The sequence below is a fragment of the Micromonospora sp. RTP1Z1 genome, from assembly GCF_033804685.1.
GTDB lineage: Bacteria > Actinomycetota > Actinomycetes > Mycobacteriales > Micromonosporaceae > Micromonospora.
Window position 1 is genome coordinate 71656 of the sequence record NZ_JAPFQV010000007.1, and the last position, 24079, is coordinate 95734.

A 24079-nucleotide genomic window follows, 5' to 3' on the forward strand; every position below is an offset into this window, starting at 1 on the left:
AGAAATTTTTCAGGACTCCTGGCGACCAACCATCATTTTCCGGGCGCGTGTCGTCGTGTTGACTCTTGCGGACCCCTGGTCAGTACGCATTAGCTTTCCCTCGTGACAGTCATCCGAGGCTGCGCGGACCAGTGATGGCCGGGACGCGGAAGCCCGTCGTCGAGGTACGGCGCAGTCAGCGCCGGCGACGCACGGTGTCCGCGTACCGCGACGGCGAGCGGGTCGTGGTGCTCATCCCCGACCAGTTCTCCCGCGCCGAGGAGAGCGAGTGGGTCGACCGGATGCTGGCCCGGCTCGCCGCCCGGGAGGGCCGGCTGGCCCGCTCCGACGCGGAGCTGCTCGCCCGGGCCGCCCGGCTGGTCGACCTCTACCTGCCCGACCACCGCGCCGTGACCGCGCCGGCCAGCGTCCGCTGGGTCACCAACCAGAACGGCCGTTGGGGTTCCTGCACCCCGGCCGACCGGACCATCCGGATCTCCCACCGGATCCAGGACATGCCGGACTGGGTGATCGACTACGTGCTCCTGCACGAGCTGGCGCACCTCGTCGTGCCCAGCCACAACGCCCGGTTCTGGGCCCTGGTCTGCCGCTATCCGAAGACCGAACGGGCCCGCGGCTACCTGGAAGGCGTCGCGGCCGCCTCCGGCGTCCCGCTCTCCGACCAGACCCACCCCGCCCCGCTTGGGTGATCGACTCCGCGTCGCGCAGGTGGTCGCGCAGGTGGCGGTGTCCGCGCGACTCGGACCCCGCCGGGGTCGGGGATCTGGCGCGGGTCGGCGATCGGGGGCCGGGCGGGGAGCGCGGCGCGGGGCTAGGGTCGGGGCGTGGCTCGACGTGTGGTGGTGGCGTTGCTCGGTCCGGTTTCCTGGACACCGCCGGGGATCGACCCGACGCGGTGGCGTACCGCGCTCGCCGAGGACGTGGTGGACCTGCTCGCCACGCTCAACGAGGTGGAGACCGCGGTCGCGGTGACGGCCGAGGACCGGTGGCTGGCCGACGCGGTGGTCTGGCCCGACATGGCCGTCCACGAGGTGGCCGCGCCCACCGTCGACGCGGTGTTCGCCGCGCTGGCCGCCCATCACGGCGACGGGCGGACCGGGTACGACCAGGCGGCCGTGGTGGCCGCCGACGCGCCCGACGTGCCCGGGCTGACCCTCGGCAAGCTGCTCCGCCCGCTCACCAGCCGGCCGGTCGCGGTCGCCCCCGTCGAGGGCGCCGGGCCGGGGCTGCTCGGCGTCGCGGCCCGGTTGCCCGTCCCGGAGTGGCTGCCGTCGGTGGACCTGGACACTGCCGTGCCCGCGGACTTGCGGGCCGGCGCCCCGAGCCCGGGCGACGTCGCGGTGACCGCCGGCTGGCGACGGCTGCGCGGCCCGGCCGACCTGGGCACGCTCGACCCGGCCTTCGAGGGCTGGGAGGCGACCCGCGCCCTGCTCTCGGGCCACGCCGGCTGACGGCCTGTCCGACACCGAAGGCCGCCGCACCGCAAAGATCCACACGCTGTGCGGGAAAGAGCGGCCTCCCTGCGTGCGGAGGCCGCTCTTTCCCGCCAAGCTGCGTGGATCTCTGCGGGACGTGCCCGTCAGGACTTGTCGTCGCCCTCGTCGGAGCGGGGCGGGGTGTCCTCGCCCGGCGCCTTCTCCTCGGGACCACCCGGCGCGCTGAAGTCGAAGGCGGCCAGCTCGTCGTCGAGGTCGAGCCCGCCGGCCGCGAAGGCCGCCGGGTCGGCGAAGTCGTCGTCCGAGGGCAGCAGGTCCGGGTGGCCCCAGATCGCGTCCCGGCCGGCGATGCCCCGGTGCTCGGTCAGCGCCGCCCAGAGCACCGACGCCTCGCGCAGCCGACGCGGACGCAGCTCCAGGCCGACCAGGGCGGCGAAGGTCTGCTCGGCCGGCCCGCCGGCGGCCCGGCGGCGGCGGAACGCCTCGCCGAGGCGTACGACGTTGGGCAGCCGCTCGCCGGCGGCGGTGTCGACCACGTGGCAGACCCAGCCCTCGACCAGCGCGAGCACCGTCTCCAGGCGGGCCAGGGAGGCCTTCTGCGCCGGGGTGTCCTCCGGGGTGAAGATGCCTTCCAGTGCGATCGCCTGCATCGACTCCGGGTCGGTCGGGTCGACCCGGCCCATCGCCTCCTCGATCGCCTCCCGGTTGACCCGGATGCCCGTGGCGTAGTTATCCACGGCGGTGAGCACGTGCCCGCGCAGCCACGGCACGTGCTGGAAGAGCCGCTGGTGGGCCGCCTCGCGCAGGGCGACGTAGAGGCGTACCTCGTCCTCGGGCAGCTCCAGGCCCTCGCCGTACGCCCGGATGTTGGCCGGGATGAGCGCGGCCGTGCCGGCCGGGCCGAGCGGCAGGCCGATGTCGCCGGCCGAGACCACCTCCGCGGCGAGCGAGCCGAGGGCCTGGCCGAGCTGACCGCCGAACAGGGCGCCGCCCAGCGTCGCCACCATCGACTGCATCGGGCCGAGCTGGGCCCGGGCCTCCGGCGGCACCAGGTCGCCCATCGCGCCGACCATGCGGCTGGCCACCGGGTCGCAGAGCTTGCGCCAGACGTCGAGGGTCTTGTAGATCCACTCGTTGCGGTTCCAGGCGACCGAGGTCCGGATGCCGGTGGGCCACGACGTCGCCGGCTCCAGCCAGAGGTCGGCGATGCGCAGCGCCTCCTCCACCGCTTTGCGCTCGAACGGCGAGACCGCCGGGTCACCCGCGGCGGCGAGCTGGCTGGCGGCCACCTGCCGGGCGAGGTCCCAGTTGACCGGCCCGCTGCCCGGCGCGGAGAGCAGGTGCTGCAACTGCGACATGAACTGCTGCATCTGCGCGGGATCGTTGGGGTCTGGTGGTTGCCCACCCGGGAGCGCGAATCCGAACGGAATATCAGGCACGACATCTACGGTACGCGTGACCCGCCCCAGGTCGCCGCCGCTGGCGTTGCGCTGAGGGCGAAGTCCCGCGGTCACCGCCCCGGACGCCGCCCGACGGATCGGTACGCTCTGCCGCATGAGACGTCGCGGCGTGACCGTACTCCTCGGTGCACTGCTTACCGCCCTGCTCAGCGTCGGCGTGCTGAGCGTGCCCATCCCGTACGTGGTGCTCGGCCCCGGCCCGACGGTCAACACGCTCGGCACCGAGGGCGGCAAGGAGGTCATCCAGGTCGCCGGGCGGGCGACGTCCACCTCCGCCGGGCAGCTGCGGCTCACCACGGTCGGCGTGCAGCCCACGGTCAAGCTCCGCTCGGCACTGGCCGGCTGGTTCTCCAAGGACGAGGCGGTGGTGCCCCGCGAGCTGGTCTACCCGCCGGGCGAGTCGACCGAGGAGGTCGAGAAGCGCAACGCGGAGGATTTCCAGAACTCGCAGACCAGCGCGGAGACCGCGGCGCTGCGGGAGCTGGGCTACCCGATCCAGGTGCTGGTGAAGGGCGTCACGGCGGGTGGTCCCGCCGCCGGGGTGCTCAAGCCCGCCGACGTGCTCACCTCGGTCGACGGTCAGCCGGTGACCAGCGCGAGCAAGCTGACCGCGCTGATCCGGGCCAAGCCGGCCGGTACCGCGCTGAAGATCGGCTACCTCCGGGCGGGCGCCGCCGCCACGGCGACCGTGACCAGCCGGGAGCAGGACGGCCGGCCGCGGATCGGGATCGAGATCGACCAACAGCAGCCGCACCCGTTCACCCTGAAGATCGACCTGGGCGACATCGGCGGTCCGAGCGCCGGGCTGATGTTCGCCCTGGGCATCGTCGACAAGCTGGAGCCGGACGACCTGACCGGCGGGAAGGTCATCGCCGGCACCGGCACCATCGACGACGAGGGCCGGGTCGGCCCGATCGGCGGCATCGCCCAGAAGCTGGTCGGCGCCAAGGACGCCGGCGCCAAGGTCTTCCTGGTGCCGGCGGAGAACTGCGCCGAGGCGGTCCGCAATCCGCAGCCCGACCTGCCGCTGCTCAAGGTGGCCTCGCTCGACGACGCGTTGACGGCGTTGGACAAGCTGCGCGCCGGGGGACAGCCGACCCGCTGCTGAGCCGCGGCTCACCGGACACCCGACGATCGTGACGTGACCTTGACCCGAGGTGTCCAGGAACACCCCGTACTCTGGGTGCCTGGTCGGAGCCGATCACATCGAGCGTGCGGAGCCAACAGTGGTAATGCGTAGCAGCCCCCTGCCGAGAATGAGCCGGCGTGGCCGCGTCACCATCGGGGTCCTGATCGGGGTGTTCGTGTTCTTCACCCTGCTCGGGTGGGGGGTCAACGCCTGGACCGACTGGCTCTGGTTCGACGAGGTCCGCTACACCCAGGTCTTCACCGGGGTGCTCGCCACCCGACTGCTGCTCTTCCTGCTGGTCGGGCTCGGTATGGCGGCCGTCATCGCGGTCAACCTCTGGCTGGCATACCGGGTGCGGCCGAGGATGCGTCCGCACTCCGCCGAGCAGGCCACCCTCGAGCGGTACCGGATGCTGCTGAGCCCCCGGCTCGGGACCTGGATCGCCCTGGCCGCCGCGGTCATCGGCCTCTTCGCCGGGCTGTCGGCGCAGAGCCGGTGGAGCCAGTGGCTGCTCTTCCGCAACGGCGGGAACTTCGGCGTGAAGGACCCGGAGTTCGGCGTGGACGTCGGCTTCTACGTTTTCCAGCTGCCCTTCTGGCGTTACCTGCTGGGCGTCGGCTTCACCGCGGTGGTGCTGGGCCTGCTCGGCGCGCTGGCCGTGCACTACGTCTTCGGCGGGGTCCGGCTGCAGGGCATCGGGGACCGGATGACCAACGCCGCCCGGGCCCACCTGAGCACGCTGGTCGCCGTCTTCGTCCTGCTCAAGGCCATCGCCTACGTGCTGGACCGGCGGGCGATGCTACTGGAGTACAACGAGGGCGCCAAGCTCTACGGCGCCGGCTACGCCGACGTGAACGCACTGCTGCCGGCGAAGGAGATCCTCGCCTACATCTCGATCGTGGTGGCCATCGCGATCATCGTGTTCTCCAACGCGTGGATGCGGAACCTGGTCTGGCCGGGCATCGCGCTGGCCCTGCTCGGCGTCTCCGCCGTGGCGATCGGCGGCATCTACCCGTGGGCCGTGCAGACGTTCGAGGTGAAGCCGAGCGCCCGGGACAAGGAGGCGCCGTACATCTCGCGGAGCATCGAGGCGACCCGGGCGGCGTACGGGCTGAGCGGGACGAAGACCGCCGGGTACGCGGCGAGCAACTTCACCCCGCCGGCCAGCCTGGCCACCGACACCTCGGTGGTGTCGAACATCCGGCTGCTCGACCCGCAACTGGTCTCCGAGACGTACACCCAGCTTCAGCAGGTGCGGGGCTTCTACGACTTCGGCCCGAAGCTGGACATCGACCGGTACTCGGTGGGGGGCAAGACCTCCGACTACGTGGTCGGCGTTCGTGAGATCAACTATGGCGAGCTGACCCCGCAGCAGAACAACTGGATCAACCGGCACACCGTCTACACGCACGGCTACGGGCTGGTCGGCGCCCCGGCCAACCAGATCTGCAACGGTCAGCCGTACTTCGTCTCCGGCTTCCTCGGCGATGCCGGCAAGGAGACGGCGGGTTGCTCCTCGCCGAGCGAGCAGATCCCGGCCCAGCAGCCGCGGATCTACTACGGCGAGCGGATGGAGGCCGACGACTACGCGATCGTCGGGCAGGCCGACGAGAAGCGGAACATCGAGTTCGACCGCCCGACGTCGACCGGCGGCGAGCAGTACTACACCTACAACGGTGACGGCGGCGTGAAGATCGGGTCGTTCGCCCGCCGGCTGCTCTACGCGATCAAGGAGCAGGAGTCGAACTTCCTGCTCTCCGAGGCGGTCAACGACAACTCCCGGCTGCTCTACGTGCGCAACCCGCGCGACCGGGTGGAGAAGGTCGCCCCGTTCCTCACCCTGGACGGTGACCCGTACCCGGCGGTGGTGGACGGCCGGGTCCAGTGGATCGTCGACGGCTACACCACGGCGGCGACCTACCCGTACGCCGAGCGGCTCAACCTGCAGACGGAGACCACCGACGAGCTGACCAACCGGGGCACCTTCCAGCTCGCCCGGGAGAACGTCAACTACATGCGCAACTCGGTGAAGGCCACCGTCGACGCGTACGACGGCACGGTCCGGCTCTACGAGTTCGACGACACCGACCCGGTGCTCAAGGCGTGGAACAAGGCGTTCGGCGGTGACCTGGTGCTGCCGAAGTCGGCCATCCCGGCGGAGCTGGCCGAGCACTTCCGGTACCCGGCCGACCTGTTCAAGGTGCAGCGCAACCTGCTCGCCAGGTTCCACGTCACCAACCCCGGCGACTTCTACTCCGGCCAGGACTTCTGGCAGGTGCCGAACGTGCCGGACGCCCCGGACAGCGGCCAGAAGCAGCCGCCGTACTACCTGTTCACCCAGTTCCCGGGGCAGGAGGGGCCGCGCTTCCAGCTCACCTCGGCGGTCACCCCGAACGGGCGGCAGAACCTCGCCGCGCTGATCTCCGGCTCGTACGTGGACGGGCAGCCGAGGCTGGAGGTGCTGGAGCTGCCGGACCAGACCCGGACCGCCGGCCCGGTGCAGGTGCATCAGCAGATGACCAACAACGGCGAGATCCGGCCGCAGCTGAACCTGCTCTCCTCCGGTCAGGCGCAGGTTCAGTACGGCAACCTGCTGTCGCTGCCGTTCGGCGACGGGATGCTCTACGTCGAGCCGGTGTACGTGAAGAGCAACAGCCAGGACGCGTTCCCGTCGCTGCAGAAGGTGCTGCTGTCGTACGGCGACGGCGCGTCGTACGTGGCGCTCGCGAACAATCTCAGCGACGGCATCAAGCAGCTCGTCGAGCAGGGCAAACGGACGGGCCAGGGCGCCCCGCCGCCGACCGGCGGGACCCCGCCGAGCACCGGCGGCACCCCGCCCGCGCTCACCGGCGCGCTGGCTGGCGCCGCCGCCAAGGTGCAGACCGCCATCGCCGAGGTCAAGGCGGCCCAGGCGTCCGGCGACTTCGAGCGGTACGGGCGGGCGTTGAAGTCGCTGGACGAGGCGATGACGGCCTTCCAGCAGGCGCAGGCGGCGGCCAACCCGTCGGCCGCTCCGACGCCGAGCGGCAGCCCGTCCCCGCCCGGGCCCGCATCCGCGTCGCCGACGCCCTCACCGAACGGTTGACGCCCGGCGGGGGTTCGTCCGGCGGAGGCTGATGTCGGCGGACGAACCCCCGCCCAGGGGCCGTTTTGCGGGCCGGGGGGTCGATAGGCTACGGTTATCTCAGCGACGCGGGGTGGAGCAGCTCGGTAGCTCGCTGGGCTCATAACCCAGAGGTCGCAGGTTCAAATCCTGTCCCCGCTACCACACCGGAACGGCCCCGAGGATCTGATTCTCGGGGCCGTTCCGCTTGTCCGGTCCGGTCGTTTTCGGCCGCCGGGCGGAATCGGGGACCCGGCTGAGCTCCGTGCCGGGGATGCGATAGGCTGTGTGAGTCGACGCGGGGTGGAGCAGCTCGGTAGCTCGCTGGGCTCATAACCCAGAGGTCGCAGGTTCAAATCCTGTCCCCGCTACTCGTACGAAGGGCCCTCGGAGGAAACTCCGAGGGCCCTTCGTCATTCCCGGCCGGTTGCTGCCGAGCGTGCCACTGACCACCACTCAGTCGTTGCGCGTCCAATTCTGAGAGCCTACTCTCGAAACATGTCTCTCAGAACTTCGGAGCCGGCGGGCAATCCCTACGGTGACCTGGAGCTGACCGATCCGAAGGCGATGCGGGCGTTGTCGCACCCGGTCCGGCTCGCCATCCTGGCAAGGCTCCAGCGGCACGGCGCCGCGACCGCGACGGAACTCTCCGCGCACGTGGGCGCGTCCCCCTCGGTCACCAGTTGGCACCTACGGCATCTGGCCGGCTTCGGCCTGGTCCGGGACAGCGACCTCGGTGGCGACGCGCGCAAGCGGTACTGGGAGGCCAGCGCCCGGGGCTTCCGGTTCCGCTTTCCCGACGACGAGCAGGGCCGGGCCGCCAGCCAGGTGCTGAGCCGGACGATGTTCGCGCAGTACGAGAACGTCCCGCGGCGCTGGATGGCCGAGGCCGAGCCGCGGCTGGCGCCGGAGTGGCGCCGCGAGGCGGGCCTGTCGCACACCGGCGTACGACTGACCGCGACGGAACTGGCCGCCGTCAACACCGCGATCGAGCGGGTGCTCGCGCCGTACGTCACCCGGGACGCCGCCGATCAGCCACCGGATGCCCGGCACGTCCGGATCATGCGGTACGTGATGCCCGAGGCGGACGAGCAGTGAGCGGCGCGGTGGAGCGGCGCCGCCCGCTGCTCCGCGAGTCCCGCTTCCGGTCGTTCTTCGTCGCGCACACGGTCTCGCAGTTCGGCGACCGGATCTCCGAGCTGGCGTTCCCGCTCCTCGCGGTGCTGGTGCTCGACGCCACCGCCGCCCAGGTGTCGGTGCTGACCGCGCTGGTGTGGCTGCCGAACCTCGCCGGGGTCTTCCTCGGCGCGTGGGTGGACCGACGGCCCGACAAGAAGCGGCTGCTGGTGGCGGCGGACCTGATCCGGGCGGCGTTGCTGGTGACGGTGCCGGTCGCGTTCGCGTTCGACGCCGGCACGCTGGCCCAGCTCTACGCCGTGGCGCTCCTGACCGGAGCCGCGTCGGTGCTGTTCAACACGACGTACCCCGCCTTCTTCGTGCTGCTGGTGGACCGGTCCCGGTATCTCGACGCCAACAGCGCACTCAGCGCCAGCAGGTCGGTCTCCTTCATCGCCGGCCCGGCCCTCGGTGGTGCGCTGGTTCAGGCGTTGACGGCGCCGATCGCGATCCTGGTCGACGCGGTCTCGTTCGTCGGCTCCGCACTGAGCATCGGTCGGATCCGGCTGGCCCCCGCCGCGCGGTCCGCGGACTCGGACGATGCCCGGCCGCCGACGCTGTGGCACCAGGCCCGGGACGGGCTGAGGTTCACCCTCGGGCACCCCGTGCTCCGCGCGAGCCTCGGATGCGCGACGACCGTCAACTACTTCAGCTTCCTGTTCAGCGCCCTGCTCGTACTCTTCGCCAGCCGCACGCTCGACCTCCCCGCGGGACTGCTCGGGCTCGCCCTCGGGGCCGGCGCGGTCGGTGGGCTGCTGGGGGCGGTCGTCGCCCCCCGACTCTCCGCCCGCATCGGGGTGGGCCGCAGCATCGTGCTCGGTGCGGTGGTCTTTCCGGCCTCGATATCCCTGGTGGCGGTTGCCGGCGGGCCGCTGTGGGCACGGGCGGCGCTGGTGGGCGCGGCCGAGTTCTTCTCCGGGCTCGGCGTGATGCTGTTCGACGTCAACCTCAACGCACTCAACGCCACCGTCATACCGGACGAGCTGCGAAGCCGGGTGGCCGGCGCGTACTCCACGGTGAACTACGGCGTCCGGCCGCTGGGCGCGCTGACCGGCGGGGCGCTCGGCAGCTGGCTCGGCCTCCGCCCCACACTCTGGATCGCGGCGATCGGGGGGACCATGTGCGTGCTGTGGCTGCTGCCCTCGCCGATTCCGAAGCTGCGTTCGCTCGACCAGGTCGACGGCCCGGATCGGCTCCGGCCGGATCTGACGGGGGCCGGCCGGTGAGCAGGGCGGGCCGCCGACGCCCCGGAGCCTCTCGCCTGGGCCGGTGACGGGTCGACGTCCATCCTGCCCCGGTTGCGCCTCTGGGCGAGGATGAGGGCATGTCTGCTGTGAGCAAGTGGTGGGGCCGACTCGGTGCGGTCCTCGGTGCGGTTGTGCTGTCGGTGTTCGTGCCGGTCGCGGCCTGGGCGTCCACGGGTACCGGTGAGCTGGTGGTGGAGGCCGCCCGGCGGCGGTCCCGGGGCGGCGGAGGCTTCCTCGGCCTGCTCTGCTGCCTGGTGGTGGTCGTCGCGATCGTGTTGCTGGTGCTGCGGCTGATGCGCAACCGGCGGGGCGGCCCGCCGCGCTGATCCGACCGGAGCGCGGGCCCGGCGGCCGACGCCAGCCGGGCCCGCGGGACGCCCGTCAGCCGGGCCGGCGCGGCCGGTCACTCGGCCAGGGGGCCGGTCACTCGGCCAGGGCCGCGTTCGCCTGGGCGATGAACCGGGAGGTGGCGGCGCGGGCGCCGGAGCGTCCGGAGCGGATCGTCTCGGCGGCGGCGATGAGCAGGGTACGCACTCTCGCGTGTCCCTTCGGTGGTGGCGCGGGGGCGGGTCCGAGCAGGTCGTCCAGGGTGCTGCCGAATGCGACCACCCGCTTCTGGGTCCGGTCCGTGATGCCGTCCGCGACGAACCGGCGCACCGCCACGCTGGCGTTCAGACCGCGATCGACGCCGAGGATCCGACCGGCCGCCACGTTGGTGGTGAGGAAGTTGATCACGTCGATGACCACCCCGGGGTGCCGCGTGCCCCGGAACGCCGCCCAGTACATGGACGCCCGGGCCCACTGCGCGGCCGGGGTGCCGGGCAGGCTGACGATCCCCAGCTCGTCGTCGGTGTGGAGCTGGAGTTCCGCGAGCTGGTGCGACCAGGCGAAGGACGCCGCGGTGTGCCCGGTGACCACGAGCTGGTGGGCCAGGTCGCCGCTGTCCGCCTGCTCCACCAGGGCCGCGCTCGGGGTGGCGCGCCGGGACCGGGCCACCTCCCACAGTTCGAACCAGTCGAGCAGTTCGGCGCCGCCGAAACCGAGCTGCCGCCCCTGGTACAGCTCGCCGCCCTGGCCCCGGAGCCAGAGCCACAGCGCCCGGTAGTCGCCCGAGGGATCCACCGTCCCCGCCACCCGGCTGCCGGAGGCGCGGGTGACCCGGCCGGCCCACTCCACGTACTCGCGCCAGGGCATGCCGGTGCGCGGCTCCGGCACCCGGAGGCGGCGCAGCAGGTCCCGGTTGTAGACGAGCGCGGCGTTGGTCTGGGCGGCGGCGACGGCCACCGTACGGTCGTCGACCTGGCCGTAGCGGGCCAGGCCCGCCGGCAGGTCACCCAGGTCGAGCCGCTTGTCCGCGACGTACCCGCTGAGGTCGAGCACGATCTCGCGCTGCGCGTACTCGGTGAGGACGGTGTCGTCGATCTGGAACAGGTCCGGCACGTTCCCGCCGGTGGCCTGGGTGGCCAGCCGGTCGTAGTAGCCGGTGAGTCCCTGCCAGGTGACCCGGAACCGGACCCGGGGGTTCTGCTGGGAGTAGAGGCGGAGCGCCTTCTCAGTGGCCTCGGCCCGTGGGGGCCCGCCCCACCAGAAGACCGAGAGCTCGATCGGTCCGTCGTCGACCCGCGTCTCCTCCTCCCGGCCGCAGCCGGCCAGGCCGCCGCCGGCGAGCAGCGGCAGGCCGCCGAGGGCGCCGAGGAGCCGCCGCCGGTCGATGCCGGGGCGGGGCGGAGTGGGGTTCAGGGCGCGCACGGGGACTCCTGGGGCGCTCGCGAGCTGCTGCGGACGGACCATTTACACAGGCCGTGGGCGAGGGTGTCAACGCCGGGACGGATTCCACCGGTACGCCGGCCCGGTCGGGTCCGGTGGGACGGCCGGTGGCCGCACCGGGCGGCCCGCCGGCCCATGGTGTACTAGGCGCCGTGGAACTTCTGCACTCAGGCAAGGTCCGGGACGTCTACGCCGACGGCGAGGACCTCATCCTGGTCGCCTCCGACCGCATCTCCATCTACGACGTGGCGCTGCCCACGTCGATCCCGGACAAGGGTCGACTGCTCACCGCGCTCTCGCTATGGTGGTTCGAGCAGCTCGCCGACCTGGTGCCGAACCACGTCATCTCCGCCACCGACGTGCCGGCCGAATTCGCCGGCCGGGCGATCCGCTGCCGGCGCCTGGACATGGTCCCGGTGGAGTGCGTGGCGCGTGGCTACCTGACCGGCGGCGGCTTCGCCGAGTACCAGCGCACCGGCGCCGTCTCCGGGGTCGAGCTGCCGCGGGGCCTGGTCGAGGCGTCGATCCTGCCCGAGCCGATCTTCACCCCGTCGACCAAGGCGCCCCGGGGCGAGCACGACGAGCCGATCTCCTACGCCCAGGTCGTCGACAAGCTCGGGCCGGAGACCGCCGAGCGGCTGCGACAGATCACCCTCGACGTCTACCGGCGCGGCGCCGAGATCGCCGCCGACCGGGGCATCCTGGTCGCCGACACCAAGATCGAGCTGGGTTGGGCGCCGGACGGCACCCTGGTCCTCGCCGACGAGGTGCTGACCTCCGACTCGTCCCGGTTCTGGCCGGCCGCGTCGTACCAGCCGGGCCGCGCCCAGTTCTCCTACGACAAGCAGTACGTCCGGGACTGGGCCACCGGCAGCGGCTGGGACAGGCAGGCCCCGGCGCCGGAGGTGCCGGCCGAGGTGGTCGAGGCGACCCGGGCCCGGTACGTCGAGGTCTACGAGAAGCTGACCGGCAACACCTGGGACTGAACGGCCGTCCTGCTGGCGGTCCTTCGTGGACTTCGCGAAGGGCGCGCCGACGCGCTGATCCGCGACCGCCTCGGCGTCAGTCCACCCAGTCGAGGGTGCGCTGCACGGCCTTGCGCCAGTTGCGCAGCTCCCGCTCCCGCAACTCCGGGTCCATCTTCGGGGTCCACTGGGCGTCCGAGCTCCACTGCTTGCGCAGGGTGTCCAGGTCCGGCCAGAAGCCGACCGCCAGGCCGGCCGCGTACGCGGCGCCGAGGCAGGTCGTCTCGGTGATCCGGGAGCGGACCACCGGCACGTCCAGCACATCGGCGAGGAACTGCATGAGCAGCCCGTTGCCGGTCATCCCGCCGTCCACCCGGAGCCGGCGCAGCGCCACGTCGGAGTCGGCGTTCATCGCGTCCACCACCTCGCGGGTCTGCCAGGCGGACGCCTCCAGCGCCGCCCGAGCCAGGTGTCCCTTGGTGATGTAGCCGGTCAGCCCGGCGATCACGCCGCGGGCGTCGCTGCGCCAGTGCGGCGCGAACAGCCCCGAGAAGGCCGGTACGACGTAGCAGCCGCCGTTGTCGTCGACCGTGCGGGCCAGCTCCTCCACCTGCGGGGCGGTGGAGATCAGCCCGAGGTTGTCCCGCAGCCACTGCACCAGCGAGCCGGTGACCGCGATCGCGCCCTCCAGGGCGTACACGGGCGGGTGGCCGTCGATCTGGTACGCCACCGTGGTGAGCAGGCCGTGCCCCGAGACGACCGGGCTGGCACCGGTGTTGAGCAGCAGGAAGCTGCCGGTGCCGTAGGTGCACTTCGCCTCGCCGGGATGGAAGCAGGTCTGCCCGAAGAGCGCCGCCTGCTGGTCGCCGAGGGCGCTGGCGACCGGCACCCCGGCGAGCACCCCGTCGGCGGTGCCGTAGACCTCGGCCGAGCAGCGGATCTCCGGCAGCATCGCTGCCGGTACCCGCAGCGCCGCCAGCAGCTCCGGATCCCAGTCCAGGGTCTCCAGGTCCATCAGCATCGTCCGGCTGGCGTTGGTCACGTCGGTGACGTGCCGGCCGGTCAGCTTCCAGATCAGCCAGCTGTCCATCGTGCCGAAGAGGACCTCGCCCCGCTCGGCCCGCTCGCGCAGCCCGTCGACGTGGTCGAGCAGCCAGCGCAGCTTCGGGCCGGCGAAGTAGGTGGCCAGGGTGAGGCCGGTGCGCGCGCGCAGCCGTTCCTCGTCGTACGCCTCGGCCAGCTCGCGCAGCAGCGGGCCGGTGCGGGTGTCCTGCCAGACGATCGCGTGGGCCACCGGGCGGCCGGTGGCCCGGTCCCAGACCACTGTGGTCTCCCGCTGGTTGGTGATGCCGACCGCGGCCAGCCCCTCCGGCCCGGTCCCGGCGGCGTCCAGCGCCTCCTGCACGACCCGCTGGACGTTCTCCCAGATCTCCTCGGCGTCGTGCTCCACCCAGCCGGGCTGCGGGAAGATCTGGCGGTGCTCGCGCTGGGCCACGGAGACGATCTCCCCGGCCCGATCGAAGACGATGCACCGCGACGAGGTGGTGCCCTGATCGATGGCGGCGACGAACTCTCCGGTCACGGCAGCACCGTACCCGTCGGGACCGCGTCCCGTCTCCCGGCGTCGGCCCGTACGATCAACAGGCGTGCCTGACATTGCCGTGTTCAGCGGAACCGCCCATCCTCACCTCGCCGCCGAGATCTGCGCCCACCTGGACGTCCCGCTGCACCCGGTGCGGGTGTCCCGGTTCGCCAACGACTGTCTCGAGGTGCAGTTGCAGGCGAATTGTCGGGAACGCGACGTCTTCCTGATCCAGCCGCTGGTGCCGCCCGTGCAGGAGCACCTGGTCGAGCTGCTGCTCATGATCGACGCGGCCCGAGGCGCGTCCGCCGGCCGGATCACCGTGGTGCTGCCGCACTACGCGTACGCCCGGTCGGACAAGAAGGACGCCCCGCGCATCTCCATCGGCGCCCGGCTGGTGGCCGACCTGCTCACCTCGGCCGGCGCGGACCGTGTGCTCGCGATGACCCTGCACTCGCCGCAGGTGCACGGCTTCTTCAGCGTTCCCGTCGACCATCTGCACGCGCTGCGTGAGCTGGCCGCCCACTTCAAGGGGTACGACCTGAGCGACACCGTGGTGGTCTCGCCGGACCTGGGCAACGCCAAGGAGGCGGCCGCGTTCGCCCGGATGCTCGACACCCCGGTCGCGGCCGGCGCGAAGCAGCGGTTCAGCGACGACCTGGTCAAGATCAGCACGGTGATCGGCGACGTGACCGACCGGGACGTGATCGTGCTGGACGACGAGATCGCCAAGGGCAGCACGGTGATCGAGCTGATCGCGCACCTGCGCGAGCGGAAGGTCCGCTCGATCCGGCTGGCCTGCACCCACGGCCTCTTCTCCAGCGGCGCGCTCGAGCGGCTGAGCGCCCTGGACGGGGTGCTGGAGATCGTCTGCACCAACACGGTGCCGATCCCGCCGGAGAAGCGGGTGCCGAAGCTGGAGGTGCTCTCGGTGGCGCCGGCGCTGGCCGAGGCGATGCGCCGGATCCACAACGGCGAGTCGGTCAGCGCCCTCTTCGGCTGACCGGGTGGCCCTGGTCCGTGCTACCTACCCGGCGCGGTGCCGGCCGACGCGCTCGGTCGAGGTGAGGCCGGCGCTGATGCGGACGGCCGTGCCGGCCTCGCCGGTCTCGACCTCCATCGTGTCGCTCAGCTCCCGGGCGAGCCAGAGGCCCCACCCGCCGGCCGTGTCCGGGGCCGGGCGGCTGCGGTCGTCGAGCCGCCGGGAGCTGATCCCGTTTCCGTAGTCGGTGACCTCGCAGACCAGCTCGCCGGGGCGCCGCCACAGCCGCAGCGAGCCCTGGCCGCCGCCGTGCCGCACGGCGTTGGTGATCAGCTCGTTGACCGCCAGAACGAAGTCGTCCAGCCGCTGGCCGTCGAGGCCCGCGGCGTGCGCGCGGGAGGTGACCGAGTGTCGCAGCGCGGTCACCTGTGCCTGATCGAAGGCTTCGCTGATGAGGAGGGAAGGTTCGATGGGCACCACCGTACGCGGTGCGCGAGGTGCTGCGTTCGTCATGGCCCCGTCCCGGCGGTGGATCTCGGAGTTATTCGCGGCATTTCCACCGTACGTCAGGGTTTCTCGATCCGCACCCGTCGCCGTCCCCGGCGTCCCGTCGGACTGTGGCATGGTGTCGCGCATGCCGTCGTCCCCCGGAGGCCTCGAGGTGCCGCTCTGGCGGTCCATCGCGGTGTTCCGGTTCGCCTCGCTGGCGTACGTCGGGGTGCTGGCCCTCCGCGACGCCGACCGGTACGCCCACCCGCTGGCCGCCGGCGGCGTACTGCTGGTGATGCTGGCCTGGTCCGGGGTGACCGCGGCCGGCTACGCGCGGCCGGCCGGGCGGCGCTGGCCGCTGCTCCTGGCCGACCTCGGCCTGGTGCTGGCCATCATGCTCGCCACCCCGTGGGTGGTGGGCCGCGCGGCGCTCGCGGCCGGCGTGCCCACCCTCACCGTCGCCTGGCTGGCCGGACCGGTGCTCGCCTGGGCGGTCTCCGGCGGCCGGCGCCGGGGCGCGGTCGCCGCCCTGGTGCTCGGCGGCGTCGACGTGGCCACCCGCGAGCGGATCAGCCAGTCGTCGCTGACCGGCCTGATCCTGATGCTGCTCGCCGGGGTGGTGGTCGGCCACGTCGCCCGGTTGGCGGTGACCGCCGAGGAACGGCTGCAACGGGCGGTCGAGTTGGAGGCGGCGACCCGGGAACGGGAGCGGCTGGCCCGGGACATCCACGACTCGGTGCTCCAGGTGCTGGCGCTGGTGCAGCGGCGCGGCGCCCAGCTTGACGGTGAGGGCGGCGAGCTGGCCCGGCTGGCCGGCGAGCAGGAGGCCGCGCTGCGGGCGCTGATCGGCCGCTCCGGCGGCCCGCCGGACGACGAGAGCGGGACCCTGGACCTGCGGACCCTGCTCGATTGGTACGCCACGGCGACGGTCGCGGTCTCCGCGCCCGCCAGCGGAGTCCGGCTGCCCGCGCGGGCCGCCCGGGAACTGGCCGCCGCCACCGGCGCGGCGCTGGACAACGTGGCCCGGCACGCCGGCGGGCGGGCCTGGGTGCTGATCGAGGACGAGGGGGAGACGGTGACCGTCTCGATACGCGACGAGGGGCCGGGGATCCCGGAGGGCCGGCTGGCCGAGGCGGTGGCCCAGGGGCGGCTCGGGGTGGCCCAGTCCATCCGGGGCCGGGTGGCCGACCTCGGCGGCGAAGCCCGGATCGTCTCCGCCCCAGGCCAGGGCACGGAGATCGAGCTGACCGTGCGGAGGGACGGGCGATGAGCGAGGGCCCGGTCCGGGTGATGGTGGTCGACGACCACCCGATGTGGCGGGAGGGGGTGGCCCGCGACCTCACCGAGGCCGGTCACCTGGTGGTGGCCACCAGCGGCGAGGGGCGGCAGGCCGTGCGGGTGGCCGCCGCCGCCCGGCCCGACGTCGTCGTGCTCGACCTGCAACTGCCGGACGTCTCCGGGGTCGAGGTGATCCGCGGGCTGCGCGCGGCGCTGCCCGAGGTGCGGGTGCTGATGCTGTCCGCCAGCGGCGAGCCGCAGGGCGTCCTGGACGCGGTGAAGGCCGGTGCCACCGGCTACCTGGTCAAGTCGGCCGCGCCGGCGGAGTTCCTCGACGCGGTGCGGCGCACCGCCGCGGGTGAGCCGGTCTTCACGCCGGGGCTCGCCGGGCTGGTGCTGGGAGAGTACCGCCGGCTGGCGGCCGGGCCGCCGACCGGCGCTACCGACGACTCAGCACCCCGGCTCACCGAACGGGAGACCGAGGTGCTGCGCCTGGTGGCCAAGGGCCTGTCGTACCGGCAGATCGCCGAGCGGCTCAGGCTCTCCCACCGGACGGTGCAGAACCACGTGCAGAACACGCTCGGCAAGCTCCAGTTGCACAACCGGGTCGAGCTGACCCGCTACGTCATCGAGCGGGGGCTGGACGACGATTAGGTCGCCGCCGGCGGGCGGGTCTCGTGGATGGCCAGCTCCTCGGCGGTCGCGCCGCCACCGGCCGAACCGGCGTCGTACGCGACATTGTCGGTCTCCTGGTCGGTGTGGGCGCCCTCGTCCGGCTCGACCAGCCGACCCACCTCGGCGTCGGCGACGGTGCCGAGCTGGCCGTGGTCGTAGAGCGAGACCGGAGAGTGCGGGTCGGAGGTGGGGCCCGGGTCGATCACGTCGGCGTCGAGCTGGGCCTGCGCGGCGGCCTCCTCGCTGTCCGCCTCGGCGGCGATGTCCGGGTTCACCGGACCGGCCAGCGGGTCGTCGGCCGGACGCTCGTAGGTCTCCCGCTGGAGCTTGTAGTCCAGCGACTCGCCCTCGAGCTGCTCCTCGGCCGTGGTCCCGAACCGGTCCACCGCCACCGGGGTGCGATCCCCGGGCAACTGGGCCGGCTCCGGGCCGTCCGCCTCGCGGCCGGTCAGGACGTCGTCGTAGGCGCTGGAGTCGTCGTCGGCGGTGTCGGGCAGCCCCTCCGCCTCCGGGTCGGACACGGGGGTCGGGTACTCGTCGTCGCGCATGGCTGAGCACTACCCACTGCGCTGCCCGGATTAACCGAATCGGGGGCCGGCGATCGGGAGCAAAGGGAAGAAAACGCCCCAGCCGGGTCGGGCCGCGCCCCGGTCAGCCCCGGTACGCCGCCTCGTCCTCCGCATGCAGGACGCACCACACGACCTTGCCGTCCGGCAACGGGGTGCTGCCCCACCGCCGGGCCACCGTGTCGATCAGCAGCAGGCCCCGACCCCCGGCCGAGGTCAGCGGAGCCAGCCCGGCGAACGCGGGCTGCCGGGGGGAGTGGTCCCGGACGGCCAGATGCAGGGAGCTGTCCCGAGGGGCCACCCGGACGGTCATCGGGGTCCGCGCGTGAGCGACCACGTTGTTGACCATCTCGGTGACCGCGATGCTGCCCGGCTCCGCCAGATCCGGCACGCCCCACCGGCCGCAGCCGTCGATGACCAGCGCCCGGGCCTCCCGGGCCGCGTCCACGGCCGCCGGCAGGTCGGCGTTCAGCACCGCGGCCAGGGGCGCCCCGACCAGATCGGCCTGCGCCTCGTCCAGGGTGGCCCGGACCGGTGGCCCGGCACCCTCCCGGGCGCCCGCCGGATCGAGGATCAGCAGATCGGAGGCGGGCCAGTCGGCCACCACCCGGCGCACGTCGTCGAGGACGGCGCGGGCGGCGGGCTCGGCCACCCGGAGCCGGGACAGGTCGGCGATCACCGGGCCGGGCCGGGCCCAGAGCCGGGCCAGCAACGCGGCGCGGACGGCGTCGATGCCCGCCAGGTCGAGCACGCCGGTCAGCCTGACGACCGCGGACGATTCGTCCGTCTCCACCAGGCAGCGCACGTCCGTCGGCATGATCGTCCCATTGTGCATGCCAGGTCCGGGCCGCGCATCCGACCGGTAGGTGCGGTTCATCAGCGGTCCGTCCGTGATCGTCGGGTCCTCGCCGCCATCGTGCCGACCGCGGTGCCGGCCGCCGCCAACCCGAAGGCGGCGGTCATCCGGACCAGCTGCCGCCGCCGGCCGTGCCAGCCGCCGGAGCGCTCGGCCTCGGCGTCGGCCTGGAAGACGTTGCCGGTGCTGTCGAGGCGTACGCCCGGCCCGAACTGGGTCCGGTGGGTGTACCAGCCGAGCGCCCGCTCGGCCAGCGCCGGCGCCAGTCGCCACTGCAGGCCGAGCAGCCGCGCGGCGCCACCGGCGTACGCCTCCCGGCGCGGCCGGCGCAGCAGCCGCACGATCGTCTCGGCGACCACCTCGGGCGGGTACACCGGCGGCGGCGGGGTCAGCTCGTGGCCGCTGTGGTTCGCGGCGTGCCGGAAGAGCGGGGTGTCGATGGTGGCCGGCAGCACCGTGCAGATGGAGATGTTGCCCCGGCCGGTAACCCGCAGCTCCTGCCGCACCGTGTCGGCCAGCCCGCGGATGCCGTGCTTGGTCGCGTTGTACGCCGACTGGTAGGGCATCGCCACCTCGGCCAGCACCGAGGCGTTGTTGACCAGCACCCCGCCGCCGGCCGCGCCCAGCCACGGCAGCGCCGCCTTCGTCCCGTACGCCGTGCCGAGCAGGTTCACCGCCACCACCCGCCGGAACTCCGCCACCGGGATCTCGTCGAAGAGGCCGACCGCGCTGACCGCGGCGTTGTTGACCCAGCCGTCGACCCGGCCGAACTCCGCCGCCGCCCGGGCGGCGAGCCGCTCGACCGCCTCCGGGTCGGTCACGTCGGTGGGTACGACCAGCGCCCGTCCACCCAGTTCCCGGCAGCGCTCGGCGACCCGCTGGAGGGCCGCCTCGCTGCGGGCCGCGAGCACCACGTCGGCTCCCCGGCGGGCCAGCGCGTAGGCGGTCGCCGCGCCGATGCCGCTGGAGGCGCCGGTGATGACGACCGTGGCGTCGTCGAGATTGCGGGTGAGAGGCATTCTTCGCCGGTACCCCCGCTCCGGCTGGGTCATGCGGGCGGAGTCGGCCGGATCACGGTTGTGCCCCGGCGGTTGCGGGCAGTTGTCACCTGGTCGACGGAAGGTCGCGTCCCGTGAGGGTGCGTCCCGACGACGACGCTCCGCCGGTCCGGTCCCGATCTGCCAGGTTTCGGCTCACCAGAGTCGGGTTAATGGGACCCTCTGACCGGGGAGGACCCACCGCTCGTGAGATCGCATGGAGGTGCACCATGCGCGTCGGCCTAGTGTGCGCGCACGCCGGCCCGTCCAGGCAGGTCGACGGTCCGACCGTCGGCACGCACCAGCACATCGCCCGGGTCGCCGCCGAGCTCGCCGACCGGGGCCACGACGTACGGGTCTACGAGCGCCGCGACTCCGCGGGGCAGCCGGAGTGCGTCGAGGTGGACGGCTACCGGCTGGAACGGGTGCCGGTCGGCCCGCCCATCCCGCTGCCCACCGCCGCACTGGTGCCGCACGTGGCCGAGTACGGCCGCTGGCTGGCCGAGCGGTGGTCCGGCGACTGGGTCCCGGACGTGGTGCACGGGCACTACTGGGTGGGCGGGCTGGCTGCCGCCCACGGGGTGCGGGAGACCGACATCCCGGTCGTGCAGACCTTCCACTCGCTCGGCGTGGAGCAGCTGCGACACCTCGGCCGGCAGTACGACGGGCCGGGGGAGCGGATCCCGCTGGAGCGGGCCCTGACCCGGGCGGTGGACATCGCGGTCGCGCAGTGCAACGACGAGGTCGACGAGCTGACTCGGATGGGACTGCAACGCACCTCGGTGGCGATGGTGCCGACCGGGGTCGACACCGGGCAGTTCCACCCCGACGGCGAGGCGGCGCCCCGGGACCAGCGGGCCCGGATCCTCTCCGTCGGCGGGCTCTCGGCCGGACACGGCCAGGACGACCTGATCCGGGCGATGCGGCTGGTCGGCGACGCCGAGCTGGTGATCGCCGGCGGGCCGCCCGCCGAGCAGCTGGCCGACCATGCCGAGGCGCGGCGGCTGCGGGAGCTTGCCGAGCGGACCGGGGTGGCCGACCAGGTGAAGCTGGTCGGCGCGGTGCCGCACGACCAGATGGCCACCTGGTACCGCTCCGCCGACGTGGTCGCCTGCACGCCGCACTACTCGTCGGCCGGCCGGGTGTCGCTGGAGGCGATGGCCTGCGGCGTGCCGGTCGTCGGCTACGCGATGGGCGGCATCGCCGACGCGGTGGTGGACGAGGTGACCGGCAGGCTCGTGCCGCCGGGGGACGTCCGCACGCTCGGGGTCACCCTGCGCCGGCTGCTGGCCGACAACGCCGGGCGGTTCGCGTACGGGCACGCGGCGGTCGACCGGGTCCGGTGCAGCTACACCTGGGAGCGGACGGCCGGCGCGCTGGAGCGGCTCTACGAGCGGGTGGTCCGCCGCCGCAAGCCGGTCGAGGCCGCCTGACGCGGGTCCCACCGGCCGGTCGACCAGGGGCCGGCCGGCCGGGCGGTCAGCGGCGCGGGCGGGCGGCGGTGCCGGCGCGGATCATCAGGCGCTCCCGCTCGCGGGCGACCGCGTGGTGGTGCTGCGGTTCGGCGTACCGGGTCAGCCCGACCACCGAGGCCAGCGTGATCAGGAAACCGACCCCGGCGAGCCACTCCCGGCCCGGCCAGATCCGGTCGTTGAGCAGCAGCAGGCCGATGATCGCCGCGGGCACCGCCCCGGCGGCATCCATCGCCGCCACCGCCGCCGTGGTCGAGCCCCGCTGCATCGCCAGGCCGAGGAGCAACTGCCCCACCACCGAGTGGACGATCAGCAGGTAGAGCAGCGGGTCCCGGACGAACGCCTCGGCCGAGTCCGCCGAGGCCAGCGGGCGGGCGGCCACCGCGGCGGCGGAGAACGCCATGCCGGCCAGCGAGCCGAGCGCCACCGAGCCGGGTGCGCCGTGCAGCCGGGCCGCGAAGAAGCCGGCCACGGCGATCACCCCGAGCGCCGCCGTCAGGCCGATCAGACCGGCCGTCCCGAGCTGCCGTGAGGGCGCCGGCTGGGCGGCCAGCACCAGCGCGGTGATCCCGCCGAAGAGCAGCGCCAGCAGCGCCACCTCGGCGGCCGGCAGCCGCCACTTGAGCACCAGCACACCGATGATGGCGGTCACCCCCAGCCCGGCCGCCACGCTGGCCTGCACCAGGAAGAGCGGCAGGTCCCGGCGGGCCAGGAAGGCCAGAACGAAGCCGACGACCTGGCAGAGCAGCCCGACCAGGTACGTCCGGTGGCTGGCCAGCCGCAGCAGCAGCCCCGGGTCGAAGGTGTGGTGCACGGTGGTCCGCGCCGCGGCGACGGACTGGAGCAGGTTGGCGAAGCCGTACGCGACAATCATCGCCGCGAGGAAGCACCAGCCGGAGGACACCACCTGGCGAGGATAGAGGCAACCGGCGGGTCAGCGCGCAGCTGGCCTTCCAAGCCGGCCCAGGATGTCGGCGTGCAGCAGGCCGTTGGTGGCGATCGCGCTGTTCTCCCCGCCGGCCGGCGCCGGTCGGCCGGCCCGGTCCGTGACGGTGCCGCCGGCCTCGGTGACGATCGGCACCAGCGCGGCGACGTCCCACAGCGAGAGCTCCGGCTCCACCATCACGTCCAGCGCCCCCTCGGCCAGCAGCATGTAGCCGTAGAAGTCGCCGTAGGCGCGGCTGCGCCAGGTGTCCCGCATGATCTGCAGGATCGCGTCCAGCCGGCCGGCGGACTCCCAGCCGGTCAGCGACGAGTAGCAGAAGCTGGCGTCGGCGAGGTCCTTCACCCCGGAGACCCGGATCGGCACGCCGGCGGCGGCGTCCGGCCCGGTGTACGCGCCCGCGCCCGTCGCGGCCCACCAACGGCGGCCCAGCGCCGGGGCGGAGACCAGGCCGAGGACCGGGCGGTCGCCCTCCAGCAGGGCGATCAGGGTGGCCCAGACGGGCACCCCGCGGACGAAGTTCTTGGTGCCGTCGATCGGGTCGACCACCCAGCGCCGCCCGTCGGGTCCGGCCGCCGGCTGCTCGCCGTACTCCTCGCCGAGCAGGCCGTCGCCCGGCCGGTGCGCGGCCAGCAGGGCGAGGATCTCCCGCTCGACCGCGGTGTCCGCGTCGGAGACCGGGGTCAGGTCCGGCTTCGACTCGACCCGCAGGTCGAGGGCGCGGAACCGGGCCGTCGAGATGGCGTCGGCCCGGTCGGCGAGCAGGTGGGCGAGGGCGAGGTCGTCGGCGTACCCGGTCATGCCCGAAACGGTAGCGGCGACCGCCGGGTCAGGACCCGGCGGCCGGCGCGTCCGGACCGCGCCGGTCACCCTCGCCGGGCCCGCGGTGGTCGGGCTCGCGCGCGTCACCCTCGCCGCTGCGGGAGGCCAGCAGCCGGCGGTACGACGCCAGCCGGCGCGGGTCGGCCTTACCGGCGGCCACCCAGGCGTCCAGCGCGCAGTCCGTCTCCTCGGCGGTGTGCTGGCAGTTCGCCGGGCAGTTGACCGTCCCCTCCACCAGGTCGGGGAAGCCGTGCAACAGGCTGTCCGCGGAGACGTGCGCCAGCCCGAAGCTGCGTACCCCGGGGGTGTCGACGATCCAGCCGGGGTCGCCCTTGGCGCCGGGTGCGGGCGGCAGCCGCAGCGCCACCGCGCTGGTCGAGGTGTGCCGGCCGCGGCCGATCGCGCTGACCACCCCCACCGCCCGGCCGGCCGCCGGCACCAGTCGGTTGACCAGCGTCGACTTGCCGACACCGGAGTGCCCCACCATGACCGAGACGCGCCCGGCGAGCAGCGAGCGCAGGGCGTCCAGGTCCGAGTCCGGCCGGATCAGCACGTACGGCAGCTCCAGCTCGGTGTAGTAGCCGACCACCGCCTCCGGCCCCGCCAGGTCGGCCTTGGTCAGGCAGAGCAGCGGCTCGATGTCCGCGTCGTAGGCGGCCACCAGGCAGCGGTCGATGAAGCCGGTGCGCGGCGGCGGGTCGGCCAGCGCGCTGACGATCACCAACTGGTCGGCGTTGGCCACCACGACCCGCTCCAGCCGGCCCTCGGCGGTGGTCGCGTCGTCCTCGGCGGTGCGCCGCAGCACCGAGGTGCGCTCGGCGATCCGGACGATCCGGGCCAGCGCGCCGGGTGCCCCGGAGGTGTCCCCGACCAGCCAGACCCGGTCGCCCACCACCACCGACTTGCGCCCCAGCTCCCGGGCCCGCATCGCGGTCACGGTCGGGTCGTCCGGCTTGGCGTCCGGTCGTACGCAGGTGTAGCGGCCCCGGTCAACGGCGATCACGAAACCGTCGACCGCCTCGGCGTGCTGGGGGCGGGTGCGCGTACGCGGGCGCGAGGGCTTCCCGGGTCGGACCCGGACGTCGTCCTCGTCG

The 24079-nt window shown here is 73.4% G+C and carries 21 protein-coding genes, 2 tRNA genes and 1 pseudogene; 14 read left to right on the plus strand and 10 right to left on the minus strand.

Going from position 1 to position 24079, the window contains the following annotated elements:
* Positions 1 to 134 precede the first annotated feature (134 nt).
* Both SLP03_RS05795 and SLP03_RS05800 read left to right on the plus strand, forming a co-directional pair.
* Positions 135 to 689, plus strand: coding sequence for a M48 family metallopeptidase (locus tag SLP03_RS05795; RefSeq protein ID WP_319459472.1), 555 nt, complete (start codon positions 135 to 137; stop codon positions 687 to 689).
* A gap of 135 nt (positions 690 to 824) precedes the next feature.
* Positions 825 to 1451, plus strand: coding sequence for a hypothetical protein (locus SLP03_RS05800; protein ID WP_319459473.1), 627 nt, complete (start codon positions 825 to 827; stop codon positions 1449 to 1451).
* A gap of 128 nt (positions 1452 to 1579) precedes the next feature.
* On the opposite strand, the gene SLP03_RS05805 is transcribed toward SLP03_RS05800, so the two are convergent.
* Positions 1580 to 2875 (minus strand): zinc-dependent metalloprotease, encoded by a 1296-nt coding sequence (locus SLP03_RS05805; RefSeq protein WP_319459474.1) that lies wholly within the window; start codon positions 2873 to 2875, stop codon positions 1580 to 1582.
* 115 nt (positions 2876 to 2990) lie between these two features.
* Between SLP03_RS05805 and SLP03_RS05810 the strand changes: the two genes are divergently transcribed.
* The 7 genes from SLP03_RS05810 to SLP03_RS05840 all read left to right on the plus strand — a co-directional run bounded on the left by SLP03_RS05810 (position 2991) and on the right by SLP03_RS05840 (position 9877).
* A complete protein-coding gene (locus tag SLP03_RS05810) occupies positions 2991 to 4004 on the plus strand; it encodes a PDZ domain-containing protein (protein WP_319459475.1) in 1014 nt (337 codons plus the stop codon).
* Between the two features lie 124 nt (positions 4005 to 4128).
* Positions 4129 to 7110 (plus strand): UPF0182 family protein, encoded by a 2982-nt coding sequence (locus tag SLP03_RS05815; protein WP_319459476.1) that lies wholly within the window; start codon positions 4129 to 4131, stop codon positions 7108 to 7110.
* A gap of 106 nt (positions 7111 to 7216) precedes the next feature.
* Positions 7217 to 7293, plus strand: a tRNA-Met gene (locus SLP03_RS05820).
* A gap of 132 nt (positions 7294 to 7425) precedes the next feature.
* Positions 7426 to 7499: transfer RNA gene (locus tag SLP03_RS05825), tRNA-Met, on the plus strand.
* A gap of 127 nt (positions 7500 to 7626) precedes the next feature.
* On the plus strand, positions 7627 to 8226 hold the full coding sequence (locus SLP03_RS05830) for an ArsR/SmtB family transcription factor (protein ID WP_319459477.1): 600 nt from the start codon (positions 7627 to 7629) through the stop codon (positions 8224 to 8226).
* Complete coding sequence (locus tag SLP03_RS05835; RefSeq protein WP_319459478.1) at positions 8223 to 9530, plus strand: MFS transporter; 1308 nt, start codon at positions 8223 to 8225, stop codon at positions 9528 to 9530. Before SLP03_RS05830 ends, SLP03_RS05835 begins: the two co-directional genes overlap by 4 nt.
* Before the next feature lie 98 nt (positions 9531 to 9628).
* Positions 9629 to 9877, plus strand: a complete 249-nt coding sequence (locus SLP03_RS05840; protein WP_319459479.1) for a hypothetical protein — start codon at positions 9629 to 9631, stop codon at positions 9875 to 9877.
* Between the two features lie 97 nt (positions 9878 to 9974).
* On the opposite strand, the gene SLP03_RS05845 is transcribed toward SLP03_RS05840, so the two are convergent.
* Positions 9975 to 11300, minus strand: coding sequence for an ABC transporter substrate-binding protein (locus SLP03_RS05845; RefSeq protein ID WP_319459480.1), 1326 nt, complete (start codon positions 11298 to 11300; stop codon positions 9975 to 9977).
* A 170-nt stretch (positions 11301 to 11470) separates the two neighbouring features.
* Here SLP03_RS05845 and SLP03_RS05850 point away from each other — a divergent pair, with 170 nt between their 5' ends.
* Positions 11471 to 12304: a phosphoribosylaminoimidazolesuccinocarboxamide synthase gene (locus SLP03_RS05850; protein ID WP_319459481.1), complete on the plus strand. Its 834-nt coding sequence runs from the start codon at positions 11471 to 11473 to the stop codon at positions 12302 to 12304.
* A 76-nt stretch (positions 12305 to 12380) separates the two neighbouring features.
* Here the strand turns inward: SLP03_RS05850 and glpK are convergent, their stop codons facing one another.
* Positions 12381 to 13865 (minus strand): glycerol kinase GlpK, encoded by a 1485-nt coding sequence (gene glpK, locus SLP03_RS05855; RefSeq protein ID WP_319459482.1) that lies wholly within the window; start codon positions 13863 to 13865, stop codon positions 12381 to 12383.
* Positions 13866 to 13929: 64 nt separating this feature from the next.
* On the opposite strand from glpK, the gene SLP03_RS05860 reads away from it, so the two are divergent.
* Positions 13930 to 14868 (plus strand): ribose-phosphate pyrophosphokinase, encoded by a 939-nt coding sequence (locus tag SLP03_RS05860; RefSeq protein WP_319459483.1) that lies wholly within the window; start codon positions 13930 to 13932, stop codon positions 14866 to 14868.
* A gap of 24 nt (positions 14869 to 14892) precedes the next feature.
* Here SLP03_RS05860 and SLP03_RS05865 read toward each other — a convergent pair whose 3' ends face one another.
* Positions 14893 to 15360 carry an ATP-binding protein gene (locus SLP03_RS05865; RefSeq protein WP_319459484.1) on the minus strand — a complete coding sequence of 156 codons (468 nt, stop codon included), beginning with the start codon at positions 15358 to 15360 and terminating at the stop codon, positions 14893 to 14895.
* A 121-nt stretch (positions 15361 to 15481) separates the two neighbouring features.
* On the opposite strand from SLP03_RS05865, the gene macS reads away from it, so the two are divergent.
* A complete protein-coding gene (macS, locus tag SLP03_RS05870; RefSeq protein WP_319459485.1) occupies positions 15482 to 16606 on the plus strand; it encodes a MacS family sensor histidine kinase in 1125 nt (374 codons plus the stop codon).
* Complete coding sequence (locus tag SLP03_RS05875; RefSeq protein ID WP_319459486.1) at positions 16603 to 17268, plus strand: response regulator transcription factor; 666 nt, start codon at positions 16603 to 16605, stop codon at positions 17266 to 17268. Before macS ends, SLP03_RS05875 begins: the two co-directional genes overlap by 4 nt.
* Here the strand turns inward: SLP03_RS05875 and SLP03_RS05880 are convergent.
* From SLP03_RS05880 to SLP03_RS05890, 3 genes are all read right to left on the minus strand, one after another.
* A complete protein-coding gene (locus tag SLP03_RS05880; protein ID WP_319459487.1) occupies positions 17265 to 17837 on the minus strand; it encodes a DUF5709 domain-containing protein in 573 nt (190 codons plus the stop codon). The two genes, SLP03_RS05875 and SLP03_RS05880, sit on opposite strands and share 4 nt — an antisense overlap.
* Before the next feature lie 103 nt (positions 17838 to 17940).
* Complete coding sequence (locus tag SLP03_RS05885) at positions 17941 to 18672, minus strand: ATP-binding protein (RefSeq protein ID WP_319459488.1); 732 nt, start codon at positions 18670 to 18672, stop codon at positions 17941 to 17943.
* A 59-nt stretch (positions 18673 to 18731) separates the two neighbouring features.
* Complete coding sequence (locus SLP03_RS05890) at positions 18732 to 19730, minus strand: SDR family oxidoreductase (protein ID WP_319459489.1); 999 nt, start codon at positions 19728 to 19730, stop codon at positions 18732 to 18734.
* Positions 19731 to 19978: 248 nt separating this feature from the next.
* Between SLP03_RS05890 and SLP03_RS05895 the strand changes: the two genes are divergently transcribed.
* Positions 19979 to 21181: a glycosyltransferase gene (locus tag SLP03_RS05895; protein WP_319459490.1), complete on the plus strand. Its 1203-nt coding sequence runs from the start codon at positions 19979 to 19981 to the stop codon at positions 21179 to 21181.
* Here the strand turns inward: SLP03_RS05895 and SLP03_RS05900 are convergent.
* From SLP03_RS05900 to rsgA, 3 genes and pseudogenes are all read right to left on the minus strand, one after another.
* A pseudogene (locus tag SLP03_RS05900) lies at positions 21136 to 22094 on the minus strand (hypothetical protein). The gene SLP03_RS05895 and the pseudogene SLP03_RS05900 sit on opposite strands and share 46 nt — an antisense overlap.
* 60 nt (positions 22095 to 22154) lie before the next feature.
* The gene (gene hisN, locus SLP03_RS05905) at positions 22155 to 22964 is read right to left on the minus strand and encodes a histidinol-phosphatase (RefSeq protein ID WP_319459491.1); all 810 of its coding nucleotides are present in this window, start codon (positions 22962 to 22964) and stop codon (positions 22155 to 22157) included.
* Positions 22965 to 22992: 28 nt separating this feature from the next.
* Positions 22993 to 23913 (minus strand): ribosome small subunit-dependent GTPase A, encoded by a 921-nt coding sequence (gene rsgA / locus SLP03_RS05910; RefSeq protein ID WP_413644461.1) that lies wholly within the window; start codon positions 23911 to 23913, stop codon positions 22993 to 22995.
* Between the last annotated feature and the right edge of the window lie 166 nt (positions 23914 to 24079).